The 24,952-nt window shown below is 50.0% G+C and carries 22 protein-coding genes and 1 pseudogene; 16 read left to right on the forward strand and 7 right to left on the reverse strand.

Annotation, left to right across the window (positions count from 1 at the left end; all coding sequences use genetic code 11):
* Nucleotides 1-628: 628 nt before the first annotated feature.
* Together IQ265_RS09440 and IQ265_RS09445 are read right to left on the reverse strand one after the other, a co-directional pair.
* Entirely contained in the window at nt 629-3,448 is a 2,820-nt protein-coding gene (locus tag IQ265_RS09440; RefSeq protein ID WP_194052739.1) for a PAS domain S-box protein, read from the reverse strand.
* A 632-nt stretch (nt 3,449-4,080) separates the two neighbouring features.
* Complete coding sequence (locus tag IQ265_RS09445; protein WP_194052740.1) at nt 4,081-4,248, reverse strand: hypothetical protein; 168 nt, start codon at nt 4,246-4,248, stop codon at nt 4,081-4,083.
* A 669-nt stretch (nt 4,249-4,917) separates the two neighbouring features.
* Here IQ265_RS09445 and IQ265_RS09450 point away from each other — a divergent pair.
* Nucleotides 4,918-5,079, forward strand: a pseudogene (locus tag IQ265_RS09450) (ABC transporter permease); the annotation flags it as partial.
* 127 nt (nt 5,080-5,206) lie between these two features.
* On the opposite strand, the gene IQ265_RS29465 reads toward IQ265_RS09450, so the two are convergent.
* The 4 genes from IQ265_RS29465 to IQ265_RS09470 all read right to left on the reverse strand — a co-directional run bounded on the left by IQ265_RS29465 (nt 5,207) and on the right by IQ265_RS09470 (nt 8,475).
* Nucleotides 5,207-5,434 (reverse strand): tyrosine-type recombinase/integrase, encoded by a 228-nt coding sequence (locus tag IQ265_RS29465; protein WP_347404913.1) that lies wholly within the window; start codon nt 5,432-5,434, stop codon nt 5,207-5,209.
* Nucleotides 5,415-5,735 carry a tyrosine-type recombinase/integrase gene (locus IQ265_RS29470; protein WP_194052744.1) on the reverse strand — a complete coding sequence of 107 codons (321 nt, stop codon included), beginning with the start codon at nt 5,733-5,735 and terminating at the stop codon, nt 5,415-5,417. Before IQ265_RS29470 ends, IQ265_RS29465 begins: the two co-directional genes overlap by 20 nt.
* A 512-nt stretch (nt 5,736-6,247) precedes the next feature.
* Nucleotides 6,248-7,960 carry a hypothetical protein gene (locus IQ265_RS09465; RefSeq protein WP_194052746.1) on the reverse strand — a complete coding sequence of 571 codons (1,713 nt, stop codon included), beginning with the start codon at nt 7,958-7,960 and terminating at the stop codon, nt 6,248-6,250.
* Nucleotides 7,960-8,475, reverse strand: a complete 516-nt coding sequence (locus IQ265_RS09470; RefSeq protein ID WP_194052748.1) for a hypothetical protein — start codon at nt 8,473-8,475, stop codon at nt 7,960-7,962. Before IQ265_RS09470 ends, IQ265_RS09465 begins: the two co-directional genes overlap by 1 nt.
* A 22-nt stretch (nt 8,476-8,497) precedes the next feature.
* On the opposite strand from IQ265_RS09470, the gene IQ265_RS09475 reads away from it, so the two are divergent.
* From IQ265_RS09475 to IQ265_RS09530, 12 genes are all read left to right on the forward strand, one after another.
* Nucleotides 8,498-8,983, forward strand: a complete 486-nt coding sequence (locus tag IQ265_RS09475; protein WP_194052750.1) for a hypothetical protein — start codon at nt 8,498-8,500, stop codon at nt 8,981-8,983.
* 1,508 nt (nt 8,984-10,491) lie between these two features.
* Nucleotides 10,492-10,995 carry an AAA family ATPase gene (locus tag IQ265_RS09480; protein ID WP_194052752.1) on the forward strand — a complete coding sequence of 168 codons (504 nt, stop codon included), beginning with the start codon at nt 10,492-10,494 and terminating at the stop codon, nt 10,993-10,995.
* Between the two features lie 317 nt (nt 10,996-11,312).
* Entirely contained in the window at nt 11,313-13,037 is a 1,725-nt protein-coding gene (locus IQ265_RS09485) for an S-layer homology domain-containing protein (RefSeq protein WP_228037745.1), read from the forward strand.
* A 762-nt stretch (nt 13,038-13,799) separates the two neighbouring features.
* On the forward strand, nt 13,800-14,651 hold the full coding sequence (locus IQ265_RS09490) for a M48 family metallopeptidase (RefSeq protein ID WP_194052761.1): 852 nt from the start codon (nt 13,800-13,802) through the stop codon (nt 14,649-14,651).
* A gap of 17 nt (nt 14,652-14,668) precedes the next feature.
* The gene (locus tag IQ265_RS09495) at nt 14,669-15,211 is read left to right on the forward strand and encodes a DUF456 family protein (RefSeq protein ID WP_194052762.1); all 543 of its coding nucleotides are present in this window, start codon (nt 14,669-14,671) and stop codon (nt 15,209-15,211) included.
* Between the two features lie 357 nt (nt 15,212-15,568).
* On the forward strand, nt 15,569-16,024 hold the full coding sequence (locus IQ265_RS09500) for an N-acetyltransferase (protein ID WP_194052764.1): 456 nt from the start codon (nt 15,569-15,571) through the stop codon (nt 16,022-16,024).
* A 789-nt stretch (nt 16,025-16,813) separates the two neighbouring features.
* Nucleotides 16,814-17,629, forward strand: coding sequence for a DUF6597 domain-containing transcriptional factor (locus IQ265_RS09505; protein WP_228037746.1), 816 nt, complete (start codon nt 16,814-16,816; stop codon nt 17,627-17,629).
* Nucleotides 17,630-17,736: 107 nt separating this feature from the next.
* On the forward strand, nt 17,737-18,141 hold the full coding sequence (locus IQ265_RS09510; RefSeq protein WP_194052765.1) for a hypothetical protein: 405 nt from the start codon (nt 17,737-17,739) through the stop codon (nt 18,139-18,141).
* Nucleotides 18,142-18,369: 228 nt separating this feature from the next.
* On the forward strand, nt 18,370-19,287 hold the full coding sequence (locus tag IQ265_RS09515) for a macrolide 2'-phosphotransferase (protein WP_194052766.1): 918 nt from the start codon (nt 18,370-18,372) through the stop codon (nt 19,285-19,287).
* A gap of 258 nt (nt 19,288-19,545) precedes the next feature.
* Nucleotides 19,546-19,971, forward strand: a complete 426-nt coding sequence (locus IQ265_RS09520) for a cytidine deaminase (protein WP_194052767.1) — start codon at nt 19,546-19,548, stop codon at nt 19,969-19,971.
* Between the two features lie 171 nt (nt 19,972-20,142).
* Nucleotides 20,143-20,898, forward strand: coding sequence for an AraC family transcriptional regulator (locus IQ265_RS09525; protein WP_228037747.1), 756 nt, complete (start codon nt 20,143-20,145; stop codon nt 20,896-20,898).
* Between the two features lie 64 nt (nt 20,899-20,962).
* Entirely contained in the window at nt 20,963-21,343 is a 381-nt protein-coding gene (locus IQ265_RS09530; protein WP_194052768.1) for a VOC family protein, read from the forward strand.
* A gap of 369 nt (nt 21,344-21,712) precedes the next feature.
* On the opposite strand, the gene IQ265_RS09535 is transcribed toward IQ265_RS09530, so the two are convergent.
* Complete coding sequence (locus tag IQ265_RS09535; protein WP_194052770.1) at nt 21,713-22,276, reverse strand: TetR/AcrR family transcriptional regulator; 564 nt, start codon at nt 22,274-22,276, stop codon at nt 21,713-21,715.
* 81 nt (nt 22,277-22,357) lie between these two features.
* On the opposite strand from IQ265_RS09535, the gene IQ265_RS09540 reads away from it, so the two are divergent.
* From IQ265_RS09540 to IQ265_RS30065, 3 genes are all read left to right on the forward strand, one after another.
* Complete coding sequence (locus IQ265_RS09540) at nt 22,358-22,768, forward strand: DUF5367 family protein (protein ID WP_194052772.1); 411 nt, start codon at nt 22,358-22,360, stop codon at nt 22,766-22,768.
* Nucleotides 22,769-22,944: 176 nt separating this feature from the next.
* Nucleotides 22,945-23,400 (forward strand): small multi-drug export protein, encoded by a 456-nt coding sequence (locus IQ265_RS09545; protein ID WP_194052774.1) that lies wholly within the window; start codon nt 22,945-22,947, stop codon nt 23,398-23,400.
* A 107-nt stretch (nt 23,401-23,507) separates the two neighbouring features.
* Complete coding sequence (locus IQ265_RS30065) at nt 23,508-24,620, forward strand: cytochrome P450 (RefSeq protein ID WP_347404937.1); 1,113 nt, start codon at nt 23,508-23,510, stop codon at nt 24,618-24,620.
* Nucleotides 24,621-24,952: the final 332 nt, after the last annotated feature.

Genomic DNA, 24,952 nt, shown 5'->3' on the forward strand with positions numbered 1-24,952 from the left:
GGAAAAGAACGCAAAGAACGATGTGTGGCGGGGTAAGAATTCATGCTTCCTGTCACGCAGGGATAGTTTGACACAACACAGCCTTGCCTTCATGTCACTCATGCTCCCTATCTAGCCTAAGCTAAAAGCAGTAATTGTACACATAGAGAAGTTCTAGCTCGTTACCACGCTGGGAAATACAAGTAGGGGCAAGAGGCACTGCGTATTGATCAAATAATACCGAATCCGATCCACAAAACCCCGATTCAAAACCAGCACCCCGTAGGGACATTGCAGTGCAATGCCCCTACAAATCGGGGGGTATACAGATAGGATTTGCTCTATAAATAGCCGTCCCTAGCCCCTTTGGGGCGGCTTCACCAACGACTTCGCTCAGGGACCGGCTATGGCTATTTTTATCGTTGGGGGTGCCGCGCTAGCGGCATGGACGATTGGTATAAGTCTGGGCTTTGATCACTCTGTAACCAAGAACTTGTAAACCTGACTGGCTGCTCGGCGGAATCTGGTTTGCAATGCTATTTGGCTGTGGATAGGTTGCAAAATGCTTGGAAATTACATCGAGCGGGAAGGGCTGTAGGTTGAGTCGTTGCCTGCTCACCCAACTCGCTGATCTGGATTAACCCCCTCCTTACAACCGCTCGCTCAAGTTGACCACGACTGCAATAAACTCAGCTGGCTCTACTGGCTTGGGCACGTGGGCTTGAAAGCCTGCCGCCAATGCTTTGATGCGGTCTTCTGTACGTGCATAGGCGGTGAGGGCAATGGCTGGTATTCTGCCTCCCTGCTCTGGCGTTAAGGCGCGCACCTGCCGCATCAGCGTATACCCGTCTTCCTCTGGCATGCCAATATCGCTCACCAAGAGGTCAGGCCTTTGCTCTGGCAAGCTTTGGCTAATGGTGGCCAGCGCGTCCTTTGCCGATGCCACGACGGTGACCACTGCCCCGCTTTGCCTCAGAAGTGTGGCCAAAAGCTCTCGGGCATCAGCTTCGTCATCGACAATCAAGATCTTTACCCCACCCAGGCTTGGCGCATCTATAAAAGGAGCCCGATCGCTGACGGTTGGATGCACCCGTTCGTGGGTGGTTGGTACTGGACGAAAGATCGTAATGGGTAAATTGACCATGAAAGTAGTGCCTTTGCCCTCACCCGCACTGGCTACCTGCACCTGTCCGCCATGGAGTTCAACTAAATGCCGCACGATCGCCAGGCCAAGCCCCAACCCACCATGGGCTCTGGTGGTGGTACTATCTGCCTGCTGTAAGCGATCGAACACGTAGGGTAAGAATTCGGGGCTAATACCCTGTCCAGTATCGCTGACGGTGATTTCAACGTGGGAATTAATGCGCTCTAGGCGAAGCTGAATGCGACCACCTTTCGGTGTGAACTTCACGGCATTAGACAGTAAATTCCAGAATACTTGCTGAAGCCGATCTGGGTCGCCAGAAACGGGTCCTGCCGCAGGGTCTAAAAGGCTTTGTAGGCGAATGCCCTTGGCTTCTGCGGCCGGTCGAATTGAATCGATCGCCGCCTCCAGCACCGAAACCAGCACAACCGGGCGCACATCGAGACGAAGTTTGCCAGTAATGATCCGAGAGACGTCTAGCAGGTCGTCAATTAACTGATTTTGCGCTCTGGCATTGCGCTCAATCGTTTCGATCGCTCTCTTTCTAGTGGCTTCATCTAGCTGTTTCCCCCGCAGCATGGTAGCCCAACCCAGCATCGCATTTAGGGGTGTCCGCAATTCATGGGAAACGGTGGCGAGAAACTCATCTTTCAGCCGATTGGCTTGGGCTAAAGCCTCCGCTTGTTGGCGCAGTAAGGCCTCAGTCTGCTTGCTTTCCGTGAGATCTAGAACAAAACAGACCCAGGCAAGCTCGTCGCTTTCGAGCTGCGCGGCTCCCAGTAAAATCGGCACATGGCTGCCGTCCTTGCGGATGTATGCTTTTTCAAATGGGGCGCAACTGCCGGTGTCCGCGAGTTCTTGCAATACCTGCTCGTCTTGTTCAAGGTATTCTGGCGGCGTCATTTTACCCCAGTTCATCAAGCCAGCTTGTAAGTCTTCACGGGTATAACCCACCATTTTGAGAAAGGCATCATTTGCCTCTATAATTGCGCCGTTAGGAGCTGCCAAAAGGACGCCAATAATATTGGTTTCTACCAGGCGGCTGAAACGAGCTTCACTTTTCTTCAGCGCAATCTGTTGGTTTCTTAGGTCTTCCGCTAGAGCTTCAGCCTGCCGCCGTGCCACAACTTGAGTGGTGACCTCAAAACTAAAGGTAACAATCCCCTCTACCGCGCCGTTAACGTCGAAGAGCGGCTGGTAGACAAAGTTGAAAAAACCTTCCTCAATCGTTCCATTGGCTTGTCGATCAAACCGAACAGCGACTTCGTTGCCCACAAACGGTTGTCCGGTTGCAAACACTTGATCCAGCAGCTCAAAAAAACCTTGTCCTTCTAACTCAGGGAAAGCTTCCCGTACAGTCAGTCCAATCAAGTCACGATGCCCTGCCACTTGAGAGTAAAGCGGATTGGCAAACTCAAAGACATGCTCGGGCCCGCGATCGATACAGATAAGCGCCGGTGCTTGAACCAAGAGCGTATGCAGACGATTTCGCTGCACCTCTGCCTCAGCTCGGGCCGCTTGTTCTCGCAGCAGCGATTGATCACGTTCGACTTCTGCTTGTTTGCGCTCAGTAATATCTCGAGAAATGACTACTACAGCTTTTGTTGATAAGTTGGTACTCAGCGGCGTGAGAATGTATTCGTAGGACCGCACCCCAGTCTCTGTGACAAAATCAGTTTCGCTTTTAAGCGATCGCCCGGTAGACATCACCGTCTCTCGCTGGGCATCTACTGGCTCCATGAGCGCCGCTGGTAACCCAATGTCTCGCCAGGTCTTGCCAACCACGGCATCGGGCGAGAAACCGAGCACCTGAGCCGCACCATCGCTGACATAGCTGTAGCGCCCCTCCTCATCAAAAACGTAGATGTTATCGACGGATGCGGAGAAAATTGCCTTTAACGTCTTTGCCTGTTCCTGCGACTGCGTGGCCAGTTGCAGGTATTCTCCTTCGCTACTCTGTAGCTCTAACAACGTGCGCTCAAGACGCTGCTTGGCCACCCGCAGTTTGCCAGCGAGGGCACTAATGAGCACACCCTCTAGAAAAAACAAACTCAACCGCGAGCCGCTGACCCAGTTAAAAGAAAGGGAATAAAGGGGCGGGATAAAGTAGTAGGTGCTAACGAGCCCAGATAAAACAGTGGCAGCTAGTCCCGGACCAAAGCCGCCAGACCAAGCGCTGACCATGACAGCGCCAAAGAACAACAGGAAAGGACTCTGAGTCATCGCCAGCACCGGGTCTAGCAGTAACATCAGCAGGGTTGCTAGTAAAACGCTGAAACCAGCGATGCCATAGCGCGATAGTTGAGAGCGGGTCAGGTTTGGCATCCTCTTGGTTGAAATCACGTTGCGGAGCAGTGTAGCGGGAGTAGGGGCGGCTAATGCCCAGAGACACAAATAGGATAATACCGATCGCTCAGGACTCAGGCGGTAATGTTTATGCCTGAGAGCGCGTCAGTGCCCCCGACTCAGCCACATGGCCGACGATCCCCATTCCCGCGATCGCATCCCACCGGGAAGGGCACTATAGGCGCATGGCAGTGAGTTCCTGAAAACGTCCTTCTGAAAACGTCCTTCTGAAAACGTCCTATAGATGCGCCCTGACCCCCACTGGCACCACTGGCCGGTGGGGGTTTTGTTTAGAGCACCATATCCTGGTCGAGTGGATGCCAGGTATTAGGTGCCAGGTATAGACTCTGGAGAATGGCCTGTTGATGGGCGATTTAGGTCGGCAACACGGGGTTAAGGGGGAACCTGCTCTGGTTGGCGGTAATTGCCGCGCTGATGGCGCTGTATCTAAAGTAGCGGGCCTACGCAGCAAAACCCTTGGCGCTGGGCCAGGGGCTGGGGTGAAATTCTATTTGCGCTTAACAGCTTACTGCCGCGATCGCTCTTTTCTGGTCTGAACTGAACTCACCGCCTGATGGAGCAGCTGTGGGGGTGGTAAAGCTCGACAGGCATTAACCCACCGTCCATCCCTTAATTTTTTCTGCCTTCGCGCGATCGTATTGGGATGATACAACTAAGCCATCTAGTTCTCGCAGCAGCGCCTCAGCAGTACCTGTGTCCCCGTCACTCGAGGCTTGGGTGTAAGCATCCATCAAAATGCGAAATTCATTGTTTATCATTTGCTACTCCTCACTAATGCTGGGACAGGTTGATTTCTCCGTCTACGAGGTAACACTCATAGCCATTGAGGAGGCACGACCGAACGGCGGATTTCTTAGAAAGTCCTACTATTGGCGCTGACTGCGCTGGCATAGGCCGGTACAAAGGAATGAACTACGAGGATTTGCTGGCGCAGCTGAAGCAGAATCGGGCTAAGGTAAACGCAACCGACTAAGCCCCATGGCCTGCCCCTGCTACCGCTCCTGCCAGGCGGGGCACCGTGGACCCACAGTAGCGATCGCCTAGACCGTATGGAAGCCCTGCTAGCTTCCACCATTGAGGGGTTAGCCCGTACCGAGGCAAACCGGTAGTGTTCTAGACCTGTGTTTCACGGCAGGATGTTGAAGAGTCCCGATACCTACGCTCTACTCCTGGTTCTCGAACCTGTTTGTTGTCCCACTCGTCACCCCGCTGCTTTCATCAAAAACGGCGAAAGTGATGAGGGCAAGCAGCGCTATCGCCGCCGCAACACCAAGTGTCACGGGCCTCTTTCATCCGTGTGAGGTTAGGCGACAAGTCATCAGTGATATGGCGATGAATAGCAGCGGCATTCGAGATACCGCTCAGGTACTGCGGAAATGGATGAGATGTGGAGCTTTGGGCACTCAAAGCGACAGCAACGATGGTTCTGGCATGCCTTCAAAAATATTGTGGTGCCAGGGTCGCTGCCCAGCATTGCTAGCGGGTTGACTACCGGCATTGCCCATGCCTGGTTTTGTCTAGTGACAGCGGAAATTTTGGCGGGTCGCTACGGTATTGGCTACATCACCTGGAAGTCTTACGTCACCTCATAACTATGGCAATCCGCACAGGGGTTGGGTCAGGCAACATGACAGGATATCGAGAGAACAACTGTAATGCCAGCTCCTTACAGCCTTAACCTGCGCTAGAGAGCGATTGCCGCAATTGCTATAGCAATCATAGGGATGCGATCGCCTCCACCTTCTCCTCCTCCGACACCTCCAGATATCGCTGCAGCGCCGCCATCGACGACCACCCACCCAAGTCTTGAATCGCCTTCAGTCTGACCCCTGCCTTATCTAATCGGGTGGCCCAAGTGCGCCGGTTGCTGTGAGTGCTGTAGCCTCGCAGACCTAGGCGATTGCATGCCTTTCTAAGCGCCAAGTCACAAGCCTGCCGTGTAATCCAACATCATCGTAAGGGAACACGTTGGGCAGCAATCCTTTCTAAGCGCCAAGTCACAAGCCTGCCGTGTAATCGGACCCTGTCCACTCCGCCCTGGAAACAAATACCCCTGACCTGGCAACTCTGCCGCCGCCAGCACCGCCTTGAGCTTCGGATGAATCGGCACCGCTCGCGTCCGCTTCGTTTTTGTTGTCGCCTTGCGCAGCACCAGCGTCTCCCCCACCACATCCTCCGCCCGCAGCTGCCGCGCCTCGCTGACCCGGCAGCCGGTGTAGTAGCAAATGGAGAACAGCGATCGCATCTCGGGCTTAGCTCCCCCATCACCTGCTCAAACTGATCTGCCGACCCAATCTCTGCCTGGTCATGGCGCTCGCGCTTCGGCATCAGCTCACCCTCAACATTGGATCCAAACTAGCCTTGTAAACTCTGACTTGCTCTTTTAGAAATTTCAGCAAGTACAGTTTGTAGGGATAGCAAGGGTTTCAGCGGTTTGGGGAAAAATCAACAGAGCTTCTTGAGAATGAAGCCCTGTTATTAGGAATGTGAATCCTCGGAATTCTATTGCTTGCAGGCGAGCCATGACCAGTGAGTGTTCAAAGAGCAAGCCCGTGTGTGTCTATCAGCTAGAGGGCTAGAAGGTTACACCACGCCCGATCGCCTCATAGCCATATTCACTACGACTAGACAGCGGCAGGGAGGAGCCAAAAATTGGCGTGGTGGAGGACACTGCTTTTTAGTCGATCTGCCATAGGGAAAAAAGTAATAAGCTAATCAACTCCTAATTCAAGTCAAGGATTAGCTGCTGTACGGGAATTACCTCTGTTTTTGATTTTGTACGCTTTGATTTTTGGATTTTTCTTTAACTCCTCTATCTCCTTGTGAATTGCCTAAAATCTTACTGTTAGACAGTGTTTCTGCTGACTCTCTTTCGGTTTGAAGATAAAGCTCAGCTGGAAGTCCGGTGGCAGATTTTTCGTTTTCTGATAAGAGACTTTCCGCAGTCGTTTTATTAATAATGTATTCTACCTGTGTTTGGTCGAGCATTTTTTCATAAAATCTTGTAACAACTTCTTGCTTATTTGAGTCGTTGATTTCTATGCTTTTAGTCTCATCCTGCTGAGACATAGACTCTAAAATAGCGTCAATGACTTCTTCATTAAACTCATATATTGGCGTTAGTTTGTCCATCTGCTCTCTCTGCTCATACACAGAGTCCTGCATCTTTTTTGAATGATGTTGTGCAATTCGGGCCGCTTCTAGCTGTGCATTTGTTGCTTTCTGAGATTTTAAGAAACTGACGTAGATTCTTCTAAACTCTTTAGGAGAAACGGCAACGCCTGTTTCACGATCCATTATATCTACGATTCTATTCCACCAATCGGCATGGTTTAGTGGACCTCTGTCGCTCACTCCGCGGAAGAAAAAATTATGGTCTACAGGACCATGGCTATCTCTTCCCCAATAAAGCCACTCTTCGATATAGTCATATAGCCTTTTGCCATCAGTAAACTTTTGGTTAGGAATAGGTGCCCAGTAGTTTCCGTAGGATTTTCCTGTTTTATAGTCTTCTATTTCTAAGTGAATATACCAGGCAGCTTGAGCAGCATCTTTTAATCTTTCTATAGGAGTAAAGCTTCTGCCTTCAAATTTTCCATATAACAGAGTCCTACCCAATTCGAGTTCATAATAGGTGCGGCTTCGATCCGGAGCTATGACGACCATTAAAATAAGCGACAAAAAATTTTGGAGATCTCTAGCTAGTGCATAGATTGTTCGCTTTCTACGGGAGGTTCCTGATTTTTCCCTCTTGCTGTTTTGATAAGTGAATTTTTCCTCATATCGTTGCCTGAGCTCTTCAATGGTTCGAATGCAATCAGTCCACGGGATGCTTTTGACATGGAATGGAACCGATTCAGAGGATTGATTCTTAATCTTTTCTAACTCCGAACCTATAGCATTTATGGCTCGTATAGTATGAACTTGAATAGAGGGCTCATATTTTGAATCTTCTAACTCTTTTCTATAAATATAATTAGCAACGCTTCTAAATGCGTTGACGTAGCAAACTTGACTCGCAGGTAGTAAATCTAGCCAAGATAGGAAATCTTGCATAAGTTGCTTATTTGCTTCAGCAGTCTTTTTTGATTCTTCTTCAAGAAGCATTTTTTTGACTGCTATCTTATTTAATAAATCGGGTGGAAGTTGATTGAGATCTGAGCCTTTCAATCCTTCAACAAGGTATCCTTCAGGAAGTAGTTCTGATAAGCTAGCCGCTAATGGTGAGTAACTAATAATAGTTGTTAATCTTAGATCTTCAAGATCAATATTTCTAAATCTGTGCAGCCAGCCAAGAATCTGCATGATATTTGTGCTGGTTTTTTTGATGGTAAATTTGCTTAAATTTTGCCGTTTATGAGAGTTGTTTATTAATGTTAATTCTTCTTTCAAGTCTTTGTTTATGTAATCTTCTGAAAAAACTTGAGCAGTATGTTTATTTCCTCGTGTGTTAACAGCTTTCTTAGCCATTAAGGCATAAACCTTTCTTTTCGTTCTATCATAACGGTTGGCAGGATGCTTTCCGTTTTTGTTATGCCAGTCTTTTCGTGCCTTCCCAGCAGGGCTATGAAACTGATTTTTTTATGCTGATTTTCCTCTAGAATTTCGTGTCTACTCTTCTTTATCTCTTCTTTTGCATGAAAATAACCCCAGGCTTCGAGGCGAGAATGGAATTTTTTTATGCTCGATCTAGCACGTCTAAGATTTTCCTTCTCTTGGCTAGAGAAAGCTTTTTCTAGGAGTTCTGGCAGTTCATTTAGGCAAGCTGCAGGAATTGTCTTTAGGAAGTCTAGAGCAGCTTGCTTTTCAACTTGTGTTGCTCGCTCTCCTTTGGGAGTAGGTCCACCTAGCAAAGGCACAACACGGCGGATCATAAGGCTAGTCAACACCCCGTCGGCGTTTGCAGGATGATCGAATAATTCCAAGTCTTGAATGTAACGAGAATATGCATCGAAAGCAGATTGACCTTTTTTAGAGAGAGTCATATTAATACAACGTTGATAACCATTGGGAGAAACTAAATTCAATACCTTTATAGTACACAAATACTATAAAATTTGGTGGTATTTCTATTGTTGCTTTGACATTACAGAGCCGGACAACAGAGCCACGGCCGGAGTTTCGGCTGATGCGTCCTTCCAAGATGCCATCCTTCCCTATGCCAAAACAATAGAAGAACACTTGGACGGAGAGGTTGTTGATCATTATGAACCAGGCTTTACTTGTCAGCTGAGCGATACCGAACCTAGGGGTGAGGAAGCTGAAGCTCAAACTGCCATCAACGTATTTCAAAGTGGCATCAGCAGGTGCAATGAAAGCCGTGCTATGGTTGGGTTGCCGCCAGTTGAAGGGGATGTTGGAGAAGCATTTTTTGACAACAAATCCAGTGAGAGTATGACACATAAGGAAGAACTTAAAGAAGGATATAAAAATTCAAATCATGATAATTTAGAAGCAATTGCAGCACAACAACTTAGCCTTGAACTTGATTAGTAGAAGGGTTTTTTATTGACAGTGTTTAAGGCAGGTGTCTTATAAAAGCGTCTTATAGCTGTAAGACGTCTTATAAAAGAGAAAGTTTTTATTTGTTGAGTACAGTGAGCTCAGTCTATACATAGACCAAACTCCTGAAAGCTTTACTGTGGAACAGTCTCAGGGTTTTTTGATTTGAGACTACAGACCCTTATGTTCCTTTCCATGACTAGAGTGAGAGCTACTTTCCCTATCGCACCGTACATAATCGTTGCTCTCAGCTATTCCAGCTGTAGTGAGCGTAGTTATGCGGTGGTTTCGATTAGTTATCAATTGTCATCTCTAGGGTTATGAGACATATGCCAACTTGGTGGCTATGAACGATCTATTTCTCTTAAGCCTCCTTAAGTGTGTATATAGGCAAACGTGGGTTGCTCTCGGCACTTTGATTGTAGTAGATGAAAAGCATAACTTTTCAAGTACAAAAAACTTTACATGATATTTAATACACAAATTTTGGACAGCACGCACGAAAGAAAGCCAAGATTTTCAATCACAAATTTTGGACGACACGCACGAAAAACTAAGGCTAGTTTGCGAAAAACAAATTTTGGACAATACGCAAGAAAGGAGGAATTGTTTAGTAGATTTGAGATGGTTAGGCCTCAACTCCGCAACTTGAGATTAGCGGCTCTTGTCAATTTATAGATGAGTAAAAATAAAAATATCCGAGCTGATGGGAAAGTATTCAAAGTTTCTTTTAGAGAAAAACACAACTGTTTGTTGTTTTAAGGATCTTGTTTGAATACTGTTTGTAGCGCTTCAAAAACATTGATGTATAAGGCTTTCATCGATCGTTTCGGCAGAACTCTGCTGAGAATGGCCTGGTTTCAGCAGGATTCTGCCGAGATATACCCGCTTGCTGGCAGAACTCTGCCGAACATTTTCAAGTAGAGGCTCAGCTAAGCGGGAAGGCCAGCGCACGTAGGTACTCCACTTTATAGACCATGAGCATATGTGCTCTGTGCCAGTCGGGCCGCAAAGTAGACTAGGTTTGGCCTGTGTTGCCTTGTGCCAGTTGTCTCAAAGTCTTATTCTGCCGTTCTACATAAAAAGTCGCATCTAAACCTCTTCATTAGGTTGGGTGCTTTGTGTAGAGAGGGTTTGCGCAGGATATGCAGTTGCGGCATGGTTGCGGCGCGGGCAGCTACTCCAGGACTCAGAATTATTTCACTGGGTGTTTCCCTTTGCAACCGACTCATGGTTCTACCACTCAGCGCCTTAATGCTGTGCCAGTTTTGAGCGAGCGTAGGGATGAAGCGCCAGCACTTATTGCGGTTGGTACGCTTATGAGCCCCATAGGGCAGTACCTACCGTGTCCGCTCGCGCTGTGCGTTAGTCGAGTGCGTTATCGCAGCGAGGTCATCGACACCCGCTAAGTTATACAACACATTTTGCAGAGCTCTAGCGTGGGAGGGATTAAGCAGGTCACAGAAGGTGTGCCAACGGCGTTGCATAGAATAGTGTAAATGCAATGTCTACTAATTTTGGTTAAAGTGGCAATCGCACATCTGATGTATGGATTTATTGGAAGTGGTAAAACGACTTATGCCACTCAGCTGGAGAAAGACCTTCCAGCGCTGCGTTTTTCTATTGATGAGTGGATGATTGCTTTGTATGGTCAAGACTCGCCAGAAAGCGAATTTGAAGAGCGTTATATCAGAACAGCTGATTTGATATGGAATATAGCTACTCGCGTTCTGGAGCTAGACCAAGATGTCATTCTAGATTTTGGATTTTGGAGTCGCAAGAGTCGTGATGACGCCAGGGAGCGATTGAGCAGAGCAGGTGCAGGGTTTACCCTTTACTATGTGACCTGTGCTGATGAAGTGATGGAAGCTCGTGCCCTAAGTCGCACTGCAGCGATGCCAAAACATGCGCTGTACATCGACAAGGAAGCAATAGACTCCTTACGAGGAAGATTTGAGCTGTTAGGCTACGATGAGAGCTGCAAGGTAGTTTGTACAGATTAATTCGATTTTTATCCAACTAAAAGTAGCGGCAATTATTTGTGTTAAAAACGATGCGATCACAATTGAATACGACAAAGGTATGGCACCGATTCATGCAAAAATCGCAACTACTCAACAACAACAGTGGATTTTCAGAGCTTAATTTTGTGGGTCAGCAGTGTGCCAGCTAGAAATCTGCTCATCACCTTCAGCCCAATTGCAGTCCACTACGGTAATCTGGCTAATTATTCAATATAGGCTCAGCTTACAAATTTGGTCCGTTCCAGATGGACGGAATATGAGACTACTACTCCCTTAAACCACCCACAAATAAACACATGCGCTTCAGATCACAATTTTGCCTTGGCCTAGCGCTTAGCTTGAGCTTCAGTTTGCTCGCACCTTTGAGTGCGTCTGTATTAGCGCAAGCGCCTGTGCCTGCGCAAGTGCCCGCACCCACCCCAGCGCCAAGAACCTCCTTCAGAGATGTTCCCGCTGACTACTGGGCTTACGAGTACATATCAGGACTCGCACGGTTCAGTGTGATTAGCGGCTTTCCCGACGGCACGTTTCAGCCTAACGAACCCGTAACTCGCGCGCAGTTTGCGGCGATTTTGAATCAAGCGTTTATGTCAGCGCAGCCTTTTCAAGTACCGAATGAGCGGTTGAATGCCACGCAGCCCGGTACTCCAACCTTTGCGGATGTGCCTAACAATCATTGGGCTGCGAGCTATATTGCTAAAGCTCGCACTGCGGGCTTTCTCTCAGGATATCCGGGGAATCAGTTTCAGCCCAATCAACCGATACTCCGCGTACAGGCCCTGATTTCGATCGCCAATGGATTGGGATATCAGGGCGGTAGCGTGGCGGAACTGTCTGCTTATAGAGATGCTGCTGCTATTCCAGAATATGCTCGCCCTGGCATAACCGCTGCAAGAGCCGCCAACATTGTTGTTAACTATCCTGCCCTCGATCAGCTCCTGCCCAATCGCCCAGCGACCCGCGCTGAGGTTGCGGCTTTTGTCTATCAGGCGTTGGTCACCGATGGTAGGGCGCAACCTGTGGCAGCCGGTGCCCGCTGGAATAAAGCGCCGATAACAACCCTGCCAACAGCAGCGGCAGGGTTTAGCTTTAGCGCGGATGGACAACGGCTACTGGCCTTGACCACAGACGGTGCAAAGCTTCAGATATGGAATACGCAAACAGGTGCGTTAATCAACGAGATTACCGCTGACGATCAGACTCGTTTTGATGGGGCGGCGATCAGCAAGGACGGGACGAAGGTAGCGGCGATCGGGCAAATTTCTCCCACAAACACCGTGGAACTAACGGCATGGACTATCGAGGCAAGTCAGCCGCTGTGGAAAAAAACAATCAGCAGGGCAGAGTCAGCCATCGATGGGAGTCAGATTGCCTTTAGCCATGACAATCAGCGAATCATAACGTTTGTGAACCCGCAGCAAGACGGCGCTTCTGCGCCACAACTAGCTCTGTGGAACACGGCGAATGGTGAAACGGTGCAATCCCTAGAAACCAGCGGTAGATTTGCCCTTAGCCCCAATGGTCAATTTTTAGCCATTCAGATATACCCAAATGATTTATCCGGTCGTGTAGACCTATGGCGACTCAATCAGAGCGGCATTTTTGAGTACGCTAGGACGCTGCCGCCGGAAGATGTCCTCTTCTGGGGGATGGATATGGTCTTTAGAAACGATGGGTTGCTCAATGTGCTAACGCGATCGCCTTACGATGGACGGCTTGTCACTTGGAATCCACAAACGGGCACGCGCGTGACCAGTACTGAGCTACCGGCTGATCGATCAGATGATGCTATTGGCCTAAGTTCAGATGGCGATAGCTATTTTTTCGGGGGGCAGGTGGCTGGAGCGCGCTTGGGCAGTGTGAAAACTGGAGAAGTTCAGGACTGGCCCAGTGGCTATGGCTATCGGGTTGCGTTTAGTGATCGTGGCAACTACCTAGCGATCCTGAACAACAACCCCAATGAAGTAGGGTCAGCGCTACCCACGCCATCCATTAGTATCTATGCCAAAACTGCCCATTAGGACAATCTCCAATGAAAGGCGGGGAGAGAAAAGAAGGCTGGGCGGATACAGCTATGGTGAGAACCATACTCAACCGTGAGCCATCATCAGGCCTCTTTGGCGGGTTGCGAGGGATGTGGCCAAAATGCTGGGGAACAGTTATGCGGCGGCAACCAACAAAATGCCTCCAGCGATCACCAGGGGCCGATGTGAAATTCCGTTTACTCCAAACAGCTACCTCTGCGATCGCCTCTACCGACGAGGACACCCTAGATAGGCAGTAGGCAAGAGGCCTGAGGCGTATGCCTTAAGGTGGTACAAGAAGTTTGTGTCCACCGGCCTTAACCTGCCGAAGGCGTGTGGATTGAGTAGTTGCCTGCGCACGCAGCTAGCCAATCCAGCTTACGCCGATGCCGCTGGGGGTAATTGTCCAACGCTGCATTGAACAAGTTTTGGAACGTTTCACGAAAGGTTTCTGAGAGAGAGGGTGATGCTGTTTTGTGGCGCGGACAACTAGCTTGAGCAGTTTTGCTGTTTTTAGGCTGAACGTCTTGTTTATGGAGCAAACGTGAAGCGATCGCTCGGCAGATGTTGGTTGGGTGCTTGCTAACTGAGCGATATTGTGTCTGGGCTCTTGACTAGCCCAATGCCAATAATCATCATTATTTGAGCTTGACTGAGCAAAAGCTGTCGGCCCTAGTGAATTGCGTGTATCAGCCTAGCGCCAGAGGACAGAAGGGTTAATTGCCGGTAACGTCAGCAGGGTTGAGAGGGGCAATTGTTGTGATTAAGTTGCTGGTTCGTCTGGCTATAGGGGTGCTGTTTGCCCTCTTTGGGCTGTTCAATTACGTCACAACTGTGTCAGAAAATCCAATCACCGGAGAACGCCAGCGCGTCGCGTTAACCCCTCAAGAAGAGGTTGTTTTAGGCCAGCAGGGCAGCCAGGAAGTGGTGCAGTCGTTTGGCGGACTGCACGCAGATCCGGTCTTGCAGAGCTATGTGGATCAGGTGGGCCAACAGGTGGTGAGCCGTTCCGCTGCGGCCCAATCGCCCTACCCTTTTGAGTTTTACCTGTTGAATGACCCCGACACCGTCAATGCCCTAGCTTTGCCAGGAGGACAAATTTTTGTCACCACTGGTCTGCTCCGCCAGCTAACCGCAGAATCTCAGTTAGCAGGGGTTTTGGGCCATGAGATTGGCCACGTCATTGCCCGCCATGGCTCAGAGCACCTGGCCCGGCGGCAGCTAGGGGTGGCTTTAGTCAATGCGGTTGGGGTAGCGGCTAGCGATGATCCCACCAGCGGTCAGCAGGCAGCGATGATTGCTCAGGCCGTGAATCAGCTCGTCAATCTGAACTATGGGCGGCAGGATGAGCTAGAAAGCGATCGCTTGGGCTTTGACTTCATGACGGCCGCCAAGTACAACCCCGAGGGACTGGTGGAGTTGATGGAGATTTTAGATCAGGCGAGTGAAGGGGGCCGACCACCAGAGTTTCTCAGCAGCCACCCCAATCCGGGCAACCGGGTTGAACGTTTAGAGGCGCTCATTCAAGAAACCTATCCCCAGGGAGTGCCCCCAGCGTTAGAGGAGGGCCAACAGAACTTTTCTGAAACCGTGCCGCCCCGTCTCCGCTAACTCCGTGAGGTCAAAACATGGACTACGTACAACTGTATTGGATTCTTGTGGGGGTTATGGCCCTGGGGGCTGTGGGTGAACTGATTCCTGGCATGCCAGGATCGAGCCTGATTCTGTTGGCAATTTTAATTTGGTCAGTCATCACCCAGTTTGCTGGTATTGGCTGGCCCATCTTGATTGTGTTTGCCATGCTGATTGCCAGTGCCGCTATTGAGTTCTTGGCGGCCTACTGGGGCGCTAAGCAGTTTGGGGCTAGCAAGTGGGGCCAGCTCGGGGCATTGATTGGCCTGGTGGTCGGCATTGTGGGACTGCTGCCTGCCTTGCCGCTAGGCGGCCCCATCTTAGGAATCCTGATTGGTCCCTTTACCGGAGCCTTTTTGGGAGAATATCTGACCCGCAAAGAGCTCGATGGAGAGTCTAAAGCTAAAGTTGCCCTGCGAGCCAGCCTCGGCACGGTAGTCGGCTCTCTGCTAGGCAACTTAATTGACGGAATCCTAGCAATTGTGGCTGTTGTTGTCTTTGTTGTAAGTACCTGGCCCCTGGTAGCAAGGCTGCCATAGTGCCTTCTAGTGAATGTTCGCGGTCTTCAGCCACTGGCGTTGCTGATTCCAGGCATGATTACCCCTCAACTCTTCTTCCGTTGGAAAAAGGGTTGAGGACGTCTTGTCCCATCTCCTCTTGGGAGAGGGCTAGGGTGAGGGACAATACTAAACAGAAGAGAATCTCAAGTTGTTTGCCCCCAATCGCCAGGGCTTTATACTGAAATTCTCCACATAAGATCCCGTATTCGGCATTTAGGCTGACATTTGTCTGCCTAAACACTCCCACAGGGATGTTAGATAGACAAATTTCCACCTAATATCATCTGTGTGGGCATTAGGCAGAATTTTTTCCTCTAATTAAGAGTTAGGCACCGTATGCGGATCCGAGAGTACGAGCCGTCTGACTGGCCGCAGCTATGTGAGATCCATGACGAAGCTCGCAGGCAAGAACTCGAGGCGAGCGGGTTGCTGGAAGCGTTTCTCACGCTTGAGCAAACGGCAGAGGGAGAGGGCCTGTTCGATGGCAAAGTGTATGTCGCGGAAGCGGAAGGTGTTCCTGTAGGCTTCATAGCAATCGCCGAAGGTGAAATCACGTGGCTCTACGTCAGCCCGCGGCATCAGCGTTGTGGCATCGCAAGGCGGCTAGTGCGCGAGGCTATCGCTTGTGCAGGTGGTCCGGTCTCTCTTGATGTTCTCGAAGGCAACGAGGCTGCGCTCAAGTTGTACCTTAGCGAAGGGTTTGAGGTGGTGAAGCGCGTTTCTGGTCGCCTGGCGGGAAACGAGGCGTTCGCTGCTACGGGCCTTGTTTTACGTCACCACGGCGTTGCCTAACCCCCCATTGAGCGGCTGGCCGGTCGCTGCCGCTCATGTCGAGCGTTAGACCTCCTGCAATCAACCGGTTTCCTGAAACATCGACTTTGAATGGGCAGAATGACACGGCTAAGAGGTAGCTGAGGTGACTAGCAATCAATCCCAGTGCCTAATGGTCTTAACCTGCTAAAGGCTTGTGAGTTAAATAGTTGCCTACGCGCGCAGCGAGCTGGTCTGGCTTGCGCCGATACAACCGGGGAGAAATTGTCCAACGCCGCGTTGGACAATTTTGGAACTTTTCACGGAAAAGCTATCGAGAGATGTTGTGATGCTGCTCTGTGGCACGGGCAGCTACTCCAGGACTCAGAGTTATTTCACTGGGTGTTTCCCTTTGCAACCGACGCACGGTTCTGCCACAGGCGTTGCATTGAGCGCAGGACGGCTCCGTCCAGTGAAATAATTTCAGCCGAATCGCATCTCGCACCGATCAAGCAAACACCTTGGTGGAGTTGAACTATTCACAAGTAACTCTGTATTAGCCAGAGGGAAATCTTAAGTTGTCTGCCCCCCAGTCGCCAGGAATTTATACTGAAACTTTTCCATCTAAGATCCCATATTCGGCATTTAGGCTGAAATTTCTCCACCTAAGATCCCTGTGGGAGTGTTTAGGCAGACAGATTTCTACCTAAGATCCTGTATGGGGATATTAGGCAGACTCTTTCCCTCTAATTACGAGTTATCCGGCTCAACGAGCCGGTTGGCACGGTAGTCTAAAGATTAACCGTTGAGGCTGATTAATCAGCAAAAACCATGATTTATAAGACTTACCAGCCTCGATCTCCTCTCTCACAGTTTGTTGAGTTTTTCTGGATGAGAGAAGGCGACAATTTATCGGTGGTGCAAACCCGATTGCTGCCGATGGGGACAATGGAATTAGTCATTAATCTATATGAGGATAGAATTCCACTCACCGATCGTCAAAGTCGGCTACAACGCAGCAGTACCAGCGGCATCAGACTTTGCGGCCCACACTCTAAAAACTTCGTGATTCAAGACACTCGCACGATATCTATGATGGGTGTGCATTTCCGTCCGGGAGGAGGAACTGTATTTCTTGATCTACCTGCTGGAGAACTTCATAATGAGATTGTTTCATTAAGCGAGTTGTGGAAAACTCGTGCCGCAGAATTGCGCGATTGCTTAATACAAGAATCCGCTCCAGAAAATCGCTTTCGGCTATTGGAACAATTTCTGATGCAAATGTTGCGATCGCCCAATTACCATCCTGCTGTCAATTTTGCATTACAGCAGTTTCGGCAATCTGCGAATTTAACCATTCGTGCAGTCACTGAACAAACCGGATTCAGTTCTCGCCATTTCAACCAACTATTTCGAGATCAAGTCGGCGTAACACCTAAGCTGTTCTGTCGCATTCAGCGATTCCAGAAAGTTTTGGAGATGCTATCCGTTAGAACACCAGTGGATTGGATGGATATTGCTTTTACCTGTGGCTATTTTGACCAAGCACACTTAATTCATGACTTTCGAGCATTTGCAGATTGTACACCAACTGAGTATCTCACCCAACGGGGCTTTCACCCCTGCCATATTGCTCTGCCTGATTGAGGTCAAATTTTTACAATTCGTTTGATGACGATTGATCCACAATTAAAGACTGACCAGTCCTAGAACTTCCCGGAGAAGTATCTAGACACGTTATTACATCTGTTGCTATGACTCTCGAAGACCTACAGTCCAAGCTAGAAGACATTAACCATCTGGTTGTAACATTTCAGACCTCAGTTGCATTAGAAAAATATTATGCTGAGAATATTGTGATGATTGAGGGTGACGGTACAGTTACGACGGGGAAGGAAGCTTGTCGCCAAGGGAGAGCCATCTTTTTTAACGAAATGTTAGTTGAGTTTAGAGAGTCTAGGTTGATCAGTCAGGAGATTGCAATCTCAGCCGATCATACTTATGACTTCGTTGTAGCTTCCAATTGGTACAATGATTTCACTATTAAATGTGGCGCTCAAATCATTGACAACAAAAGCAATCAACTTTCGATCGGCTATTGGAAAGATGGTTTAGTTGTCAGGGAAAGTTACAATTATCCAGTGATTTCAATGGCTTAGCGATCGCCGCATAACAATCCCAATGCACCGGAACAAAGTCAAGTAGTCGGTGAGTTACAAAGGTTATCGGTGTCCGGTGATTGGGGCCGTTATACAGCTAAGTCTTGACTGGGGACGTAACCCAAAAGTTACTTGTGAGTGTTTGGATTTCAAGTCATCGCAGTTTTGTAGTATGATGTAGTATGCTTGATAAAGCGTATGGGTTTGTGCGCGATCACTTACGGTAACATGATCAAAAATGTAAAATCACGGCAAGAAGTGCTGCAATTAGCTCATGAGAGCGGTTTGACAATCGAGGAAAGTACCATTCAATTCAATGAATCAGGTCTTGATTTTCAGGTGGTGTTAGCAACAGATGCAGATGGAGTCCGCTGGATTTTACGCCTTCCTCGACGAGAGGATGTTCTACCATCAATAGACAAAGAAAAACGAACGCTGGAACTGATTGCTCCGCTTCTTAGCGTAGACGTGCCACACTGGATAATTTGCACCAACGAACTGATTGCTTACCGGGCATTGAATGGTGTGCCAGCAGGCACGATTGATCCAGAAGCAAAAGCCTACGCGTGGGAGATTGACCCAGCGAACATACCTGATCAATTTCATGAGTCATTAGCTAAGGGAATTGTTTCCTTACATCAAATTAGCGTTGAGAAAGCACGAGCAGCAGGTCTTCCTACGAAAACCGCCGAGAAAGTACGTGTTGGGATGAGGCATAGAATGGATGCCGTTAAAAGGGAGTTTGGCGTGGGTCAGGCGTTATGGGAACGTTGGCAGTCCTGGCTTCATAACGACGAAATTTGGATGCAACAAACCGTTTTAACTCATGGTGAGTTACATGCTGGTCACATTCTGATTAATGCACAAGCGCAAGTGACCGGATTCATTGACTGGACTGAGGCATCTGTTGCTGACCCGGCGACAGATTTTGTCGCTTACTACCAGACGTTTGGTCGAGATGCTCTCAATAAGCTAATCTCGGCATATGCAGAGGCAGGTGGACACGCATGGTCGAGGATGGCAGAGCATGTGATTGAACTGAATACCACTTCCGCTATAGGTGTTGCGGAATTTGCACTAAGGTCAGGTTTAGATGAGTACAGACAAATGGCTATGCAGTTGCTTTGTAGAGACGAATCAGCATAGTAGATGTCTGAATACAGATGGAACACAACTTACTGATGAATTCTGGAGACATCTCATTGCTGTATAAGAATCCCGTTGTACGCCGACCGAATCAAGTTGGTTGGTAAGTCCTAAAGGTTGCTAGCGGCAGGTGAACGGGGTTGTTGTACTGCCTGGTCTAATAGTAAAAAAACCGAAAGAGTATTGGTTGGTGCTTGAGTCGAACCAACTCAAGAGTATTGATGAAGTAGTTCTTCAAAATGAGCATTTTGGTTGAGCATGAAGTCGTACCAAGTCGATGATCAATTAGTGAATGCGGCAAAGCAACAAGCTCTGAGCCGATTTCCAGAAGGATGGTCTGGAGCTGCGGCAATGTACACAGAAACAGGGCGTATTCTTACGAGTGTTTACGTTGATGCCCTCAATGAAGCAGCTTGCTTATGCCACGAAACTGGGGCAATTTGTGAGGCACATCGACTGGATGAGCGAATCTGCGCGTCAGTTTGCGTATCTAAGGAAGAGACAGTAAAACCATTTGTCATCCTGACGCCCTGCGGTATTTGTCAGGAGCGATTAGCGTATTGGGGACTAGACGTTGAAGTGGGTGTTCCTGACAAGGCAGATCCAACTCAATATCATTCTCTAAAGTTACGTGAAGTGCAGCCCTATTATTGGCATCAAATTTATAGTGAGAATAAGGAGTAATGCTATATCGTGATCTGAAGTATTACAGCACAACGACTCGCTCGGAGCGGATTAGCGAAGTTAGTCAATGCTGTACCAAGCTTATCGGCAACCGCTCAAGCGAACCGTTAGGCTTAGGAAACCTCGCCTTGAAACTTCGCGTGACCCTATCCTCGTTCATCGGGGTGATTGATGGAGTTGATCGCCATGTATTCCCCAACTCGAGACGGATTTTCGGTTCGTGGATCGGCTGTGCGCTACACAGAGCTTCCACCTCCCAACGACCTATCCCAAGTGATCCACTGCTTCTGGGAGTTGCGGACGCTTGCCACGCTGCCGGAAGACTTTCAGTATCACGCGCTGCCCGATGCATGCGTGAACCTCTTATTCAACCTGGTTGACACGCAGATTGCCGGGATCACGGCGCTCCACACCGAGGCGACGACGCTCAACCTGGGTACATCGTTCCACTATGTAGGGGTGCAGCTCTATCCGGGTGTGTGGCAGGGGGACCGTAACGAAATCTTGAATCGGTATGTCGGTACGCCGTACCGAGGTGCCTTGCCGCTGGTGCAGACGAGCCGACGACTCGTGAGTCTTGAATTCGCAGATATGACGCATGTGCTGTCTGAGCACGTGTGGTGGTGTATAACGCACGGCCATGTCTACGCCAACCCAGAGACGGCGTGCATCCTATCGAATCTCGACGCCATCCGGTCAGTGGCCGATATGGCGGCGCTGCTCGAGCTGTCCCCTCGGCAGTTGCAGCGCACCCTCAAGCGCCTCACCGGCTTCGCTCCGCACGACCTGCTCAAGGTTCTGCGCGTACAGCAGTCTTTCCAAAAGCACTATCTCGATTTATATGCCGATCAGGCTCACTTCACCCATGCCTTTCGGCGGGCCATCGGCTATACCCCCGGTCAGTATCGAAGGCGCTTCGGCGTCTGATCCGTACAATACCGCGCAGCGCAAGCCCGATATACTCGCATCACCTGTAACCAAGGAGCTTGCGATGAAAAAAGTGAACGCGATTGGCTGGTTCGATTTGTATGTGGAAGACATGGACCGCGCCGTGGCTTTCTATGAGGCCATCTTCCAGCAGCAGCTGGAGCCGATTGGCGATCCAACCGGAGAAACTATCATGCGGGGCTTTCCCGCAGACATGGGTGCATACGGCGCAGCCGGCGCGCTCGTTAAGTCTCCCCACGGCCGCCCCGGACCTGGCGGCACTATGATTTACTTTAGTGTGAATGACTGCACCGAGGAGCAAACACGGGTAGCCGCGGCTGGCGGTAAAATCTTGCGCCCCAAATTCTCTATTGGCCAGTTTGGCTGGGTGGCGCTATGCATGGATACTGAAGGGAACGTATTCGGACTGAACTCGATGCGGTAGGGTCAGCGCCGCCAGCAACCCCAAGCCCCAGCTCACACTTGAATTGAAACCAGGGGATTGGCTGGAAGGAGAGTAGAAGAATCAATAGCCTAACAATGCGCTGGGGCGAACCGAGAAGACGCGGCCGCTCAGATTGGCGTTAAACCGCCTACAATCCTGTTTCCTAAAATATCGACTTTGAATGGGCAGAATGGCACTGTGGGAAGGTAGCTGAGGTGACTATCAATCAAGCCGAGTGCTTAATGGTCTTAGCCTGATGAAGGCTTGTAGGTTGAGTTTGAGTAGTTGCCTGCGCGCGCAGCTAGCCGTTCCGACTTACGCCACGCTACATCTTGGCCCTAAAGTAGCGAAGCTGTGATTTGGGGCCTCCTAGGACGGTTTGACCGATCGCATTCCTGCTAAAAATGCCTTGATGCTCTGCTCGCCGCGCTGGACGTTGCCGGTCGCCAGAAAATCGAGAGTGGCCCCCTGAAATAGGTGAAACAGCGATCGCGCCACCGCTTCATCTCCCGTCAGCGCCGTCAGCGACTCAATCCACTGCTGGGCCTCGCGCTCCAGAAACTGCTGAGTTTCAGCATCGCCATGCATAGCTCGCAGGTTGAGATCCATAGTCAGCTTTAGCCAGCCCTGCATCTCTGGGGTGGTAAATTGCTGCCACATTGCCAGCAGAGACTCGGCAAAGGTATCGGCATCGGCTACGGCTGTGTTTTGCAGCGATTGGAGCTGTTCGCGCAGACGCACCTCTAGTCGGGCAATGACCTGGCGCTCTAGCTCTTGTTTGGAGCCAAAGTGGTAGACCAGCATGCGCCCGCTGGTGCCGATGCGCTTGGCGATCGCGTTAATGCTAGCGTCTAGTGCGCCCGTCTCAACGGCCACCTCCAGGCACTTTTCTATCAACTCAGCTTTCTTTTGGGGTTCGGTGGGGCGACTCATATTGACAGTTAGCGTAATGGCTATTACATTTACTATTAACGTAATGTGTATTACGTTAACACCGTTTTACAGGTAATCACCATGAACACGAAAGATCGCTTGAGCCTCGTGCTGGCTGGGTTTGGCATTTGGGCGGCAGCTACTATGGCCTATCGACAGGTGGGCTCAATTTTCTTTGAGCGCTCGGTTATGGAATATTGGCTCAACGTGGCCAGCACTGGCGGGCTATACACGCTGGTTTTTGTGGGGCTGATGCGGTGGCGGCGCATTGAGCCTAAAGACTGGTTGCAGGGCGCAGTTTGCATTGCGCTGCCTGGCATGCTGGGTGAGATTCCTATTCTGGCGGGCTTTGCTGACTTAATGAGCAACATGCACCCCGAAACCGCCGGACGCTATGCGGCATTTCTATTTTCTGGGTACTCGATCCTGCTGGGCTTTGCCTGGTTTATGGCGACTAAAGCGGTGCGACAGCCCTCCAAAGTCGGTCTTTGACCATCGCTTGTCCTGAACCTATATCAACGGCTCGTCTCGACACGGTGCTGTTTGCCATTCAATCCTGGATAGGGGCATTACACTGCAATGTCTCTACCGCAACCTGCTGTTGAACAATCCCATTTCCATCGGTTCTAACGACTCAATGTCTTACCATCCCATCCCGAATCATCACTATGTCACCAATAGAGTACGTGACTAAAGCACTGACGACATGGTCAGTAGGATTCTTTCCCTATGCCGAGGTTTACGTGGCTGTTCCGGCGGGCATGGCCCTGGGATTAGACGCGGTTTCAGCGGTATTTTGGGGAGTACTGGGCAGCTTTGTGCCCATTCCACTGCTGCTGTGGGGCTACGATCGCCTCATGCAAATTCCTCAGCTGCGCGTTTGGCTTTTGCGCTTAGAGAAACGCGGCGGGCAGCGGGTTAGACAGGTTTTAAGCCGCCATGGTGCCTGGTTTCTCATTCCCATGACACCCCTTTTGGGAAGTTGGACGGTGGCCATTGTTGGGCCGCTGACTGGCATTGCACCACGGCAAATTCTAGTCTTCTCACTGATTGGCATCACGCTATACGGCGTGGCGACGGCCATCGCTATAACCACCGGCATGAGCTGGTTTTCTGCCCCTTAGGTTTTAAGCATCACCCCTAGGGTTTAGCTCAAAATCACCGTTTGAGGCTGCCGCTTTTGGCTGGCCCGATTTGTCCTGAGAACTTTTAACTATTTAGGAGATGTACTGTGCAAAATTCTGAACTTTTCCGCAATCCCTTTGCGTGGTATGCCGAGATGCGCCGCAACAGGCCGGTTTTTTACGACCCAAAGCACCAAAGCTGGATGGTGTTTCGCTACAACGATGTCAAGCAAGTCTTTTCTGACTGGCAAACATTCTCGTCTAAGGTTCCGCTGCCGCCTGAGCAAACCGATTTTACCGAAAGCTTGAATTTTACTGACCCACCAAAGCACCGCACGCTGCGATCGCTCGTGGGCCAAGTCTTTACCGCCCGACGAGTGGAGGCGCTAGCCCCTCGCATTGCACAGATTACTCACGAGTTGATTGACACGGTTCAGCATCAGGGTGAAATGGATTTTATGCACCATTTAGCGATTCCGTTACCGGTGATTGTAATTGCTGAGATTTTAGGTGTGCCAGTGGGCGATCGCAGCGACTTTAAACACTGGTCAGACGGCATTGTGGTCAACGACGGAGAAGCGATAACCGCTATGGCCGACTACTTTCGGCATTTGCTAGTCGAGCGTCGTAAAAACCCCAGTCAAGACTTGATTAGCGATTTGATTGCCGCCCACGAAGCAGGTGAGACCCTCTCAGCGCAAGAACTTGTCGATTTTTGCATCGTGCTGCTCGTGGCCGGGAACGAGACCACGACCAATCTCTTGGGCAATGCTGTGCTCTGCTTTAACGACTATCCAGAGGCATTTGCACAGCTTAAACAAGATCCTCAACTGCTGCCGCTGGCAATTGAAGAAGTCTTGCGCTATCGATCACCAGTGCAGGCTATGGCCCGATTCACTCAGGTCGAAACTCAGCTCAGTGAGCAGACCATTCCAGCCGGGCAAATGGTTACCGTTTGGATGGGTGCGGCCAATCGAGATGAGGCCCAGTTTGATCACGCCGATGCGTTTGTCATCAATCGCGATCCCAACCCTCACCTGGCCTTTGGCAATGGCATTCACTTTTGCTTAGGTGCGCCGCTGGCCAGGTTGGAGGCCAAAATTGTTTTAAGCATCGTGCTAGAACGGCTGCCCAATCTCTGCATTGTGACCAACCGGGAACTGGAATTTGTTCACTCGGTCGAAGTACATGGCGTTAAATCCTTGCCGGTGTTGTTTTGATCAAGAATCTGATGAATTAATTTCATTAAGAGCATCCCCATCGGCTTCATATTACGCCAAACAGCTTACCCCTGCTACCGCCCCCACCGACAAGGGCACCATGGGCTAGCAGCGGGCAGGAGTCCTGAATCGTAGATGCAACCTGAGAACTAACCCCCACGGGCCAGCGGTGCCGGTGGGGGTTTTGTTTGGTCGCTGCGAGATCGCGCTACAGCAGGCTCAATGGTTGCCCCCAGGGTTCACCGCGCTGAGGCAGCCCAGTGCGCTCGCGCCGGTTGCAGGTGGTGTTTGCGGTTGGAGTCGCCGTAGAGCCAGCGTAAGGAGATGGTCAT

Source organism: Nodosilinea sp. LEGE 06152 (genome assembly GCF_015207525.1).
Lineage (GTDB): Bacteria > Cyanobacteriota > Cyanobacteriia > Phormidesmidales > Phormidesmidaceae > Nodosilinea.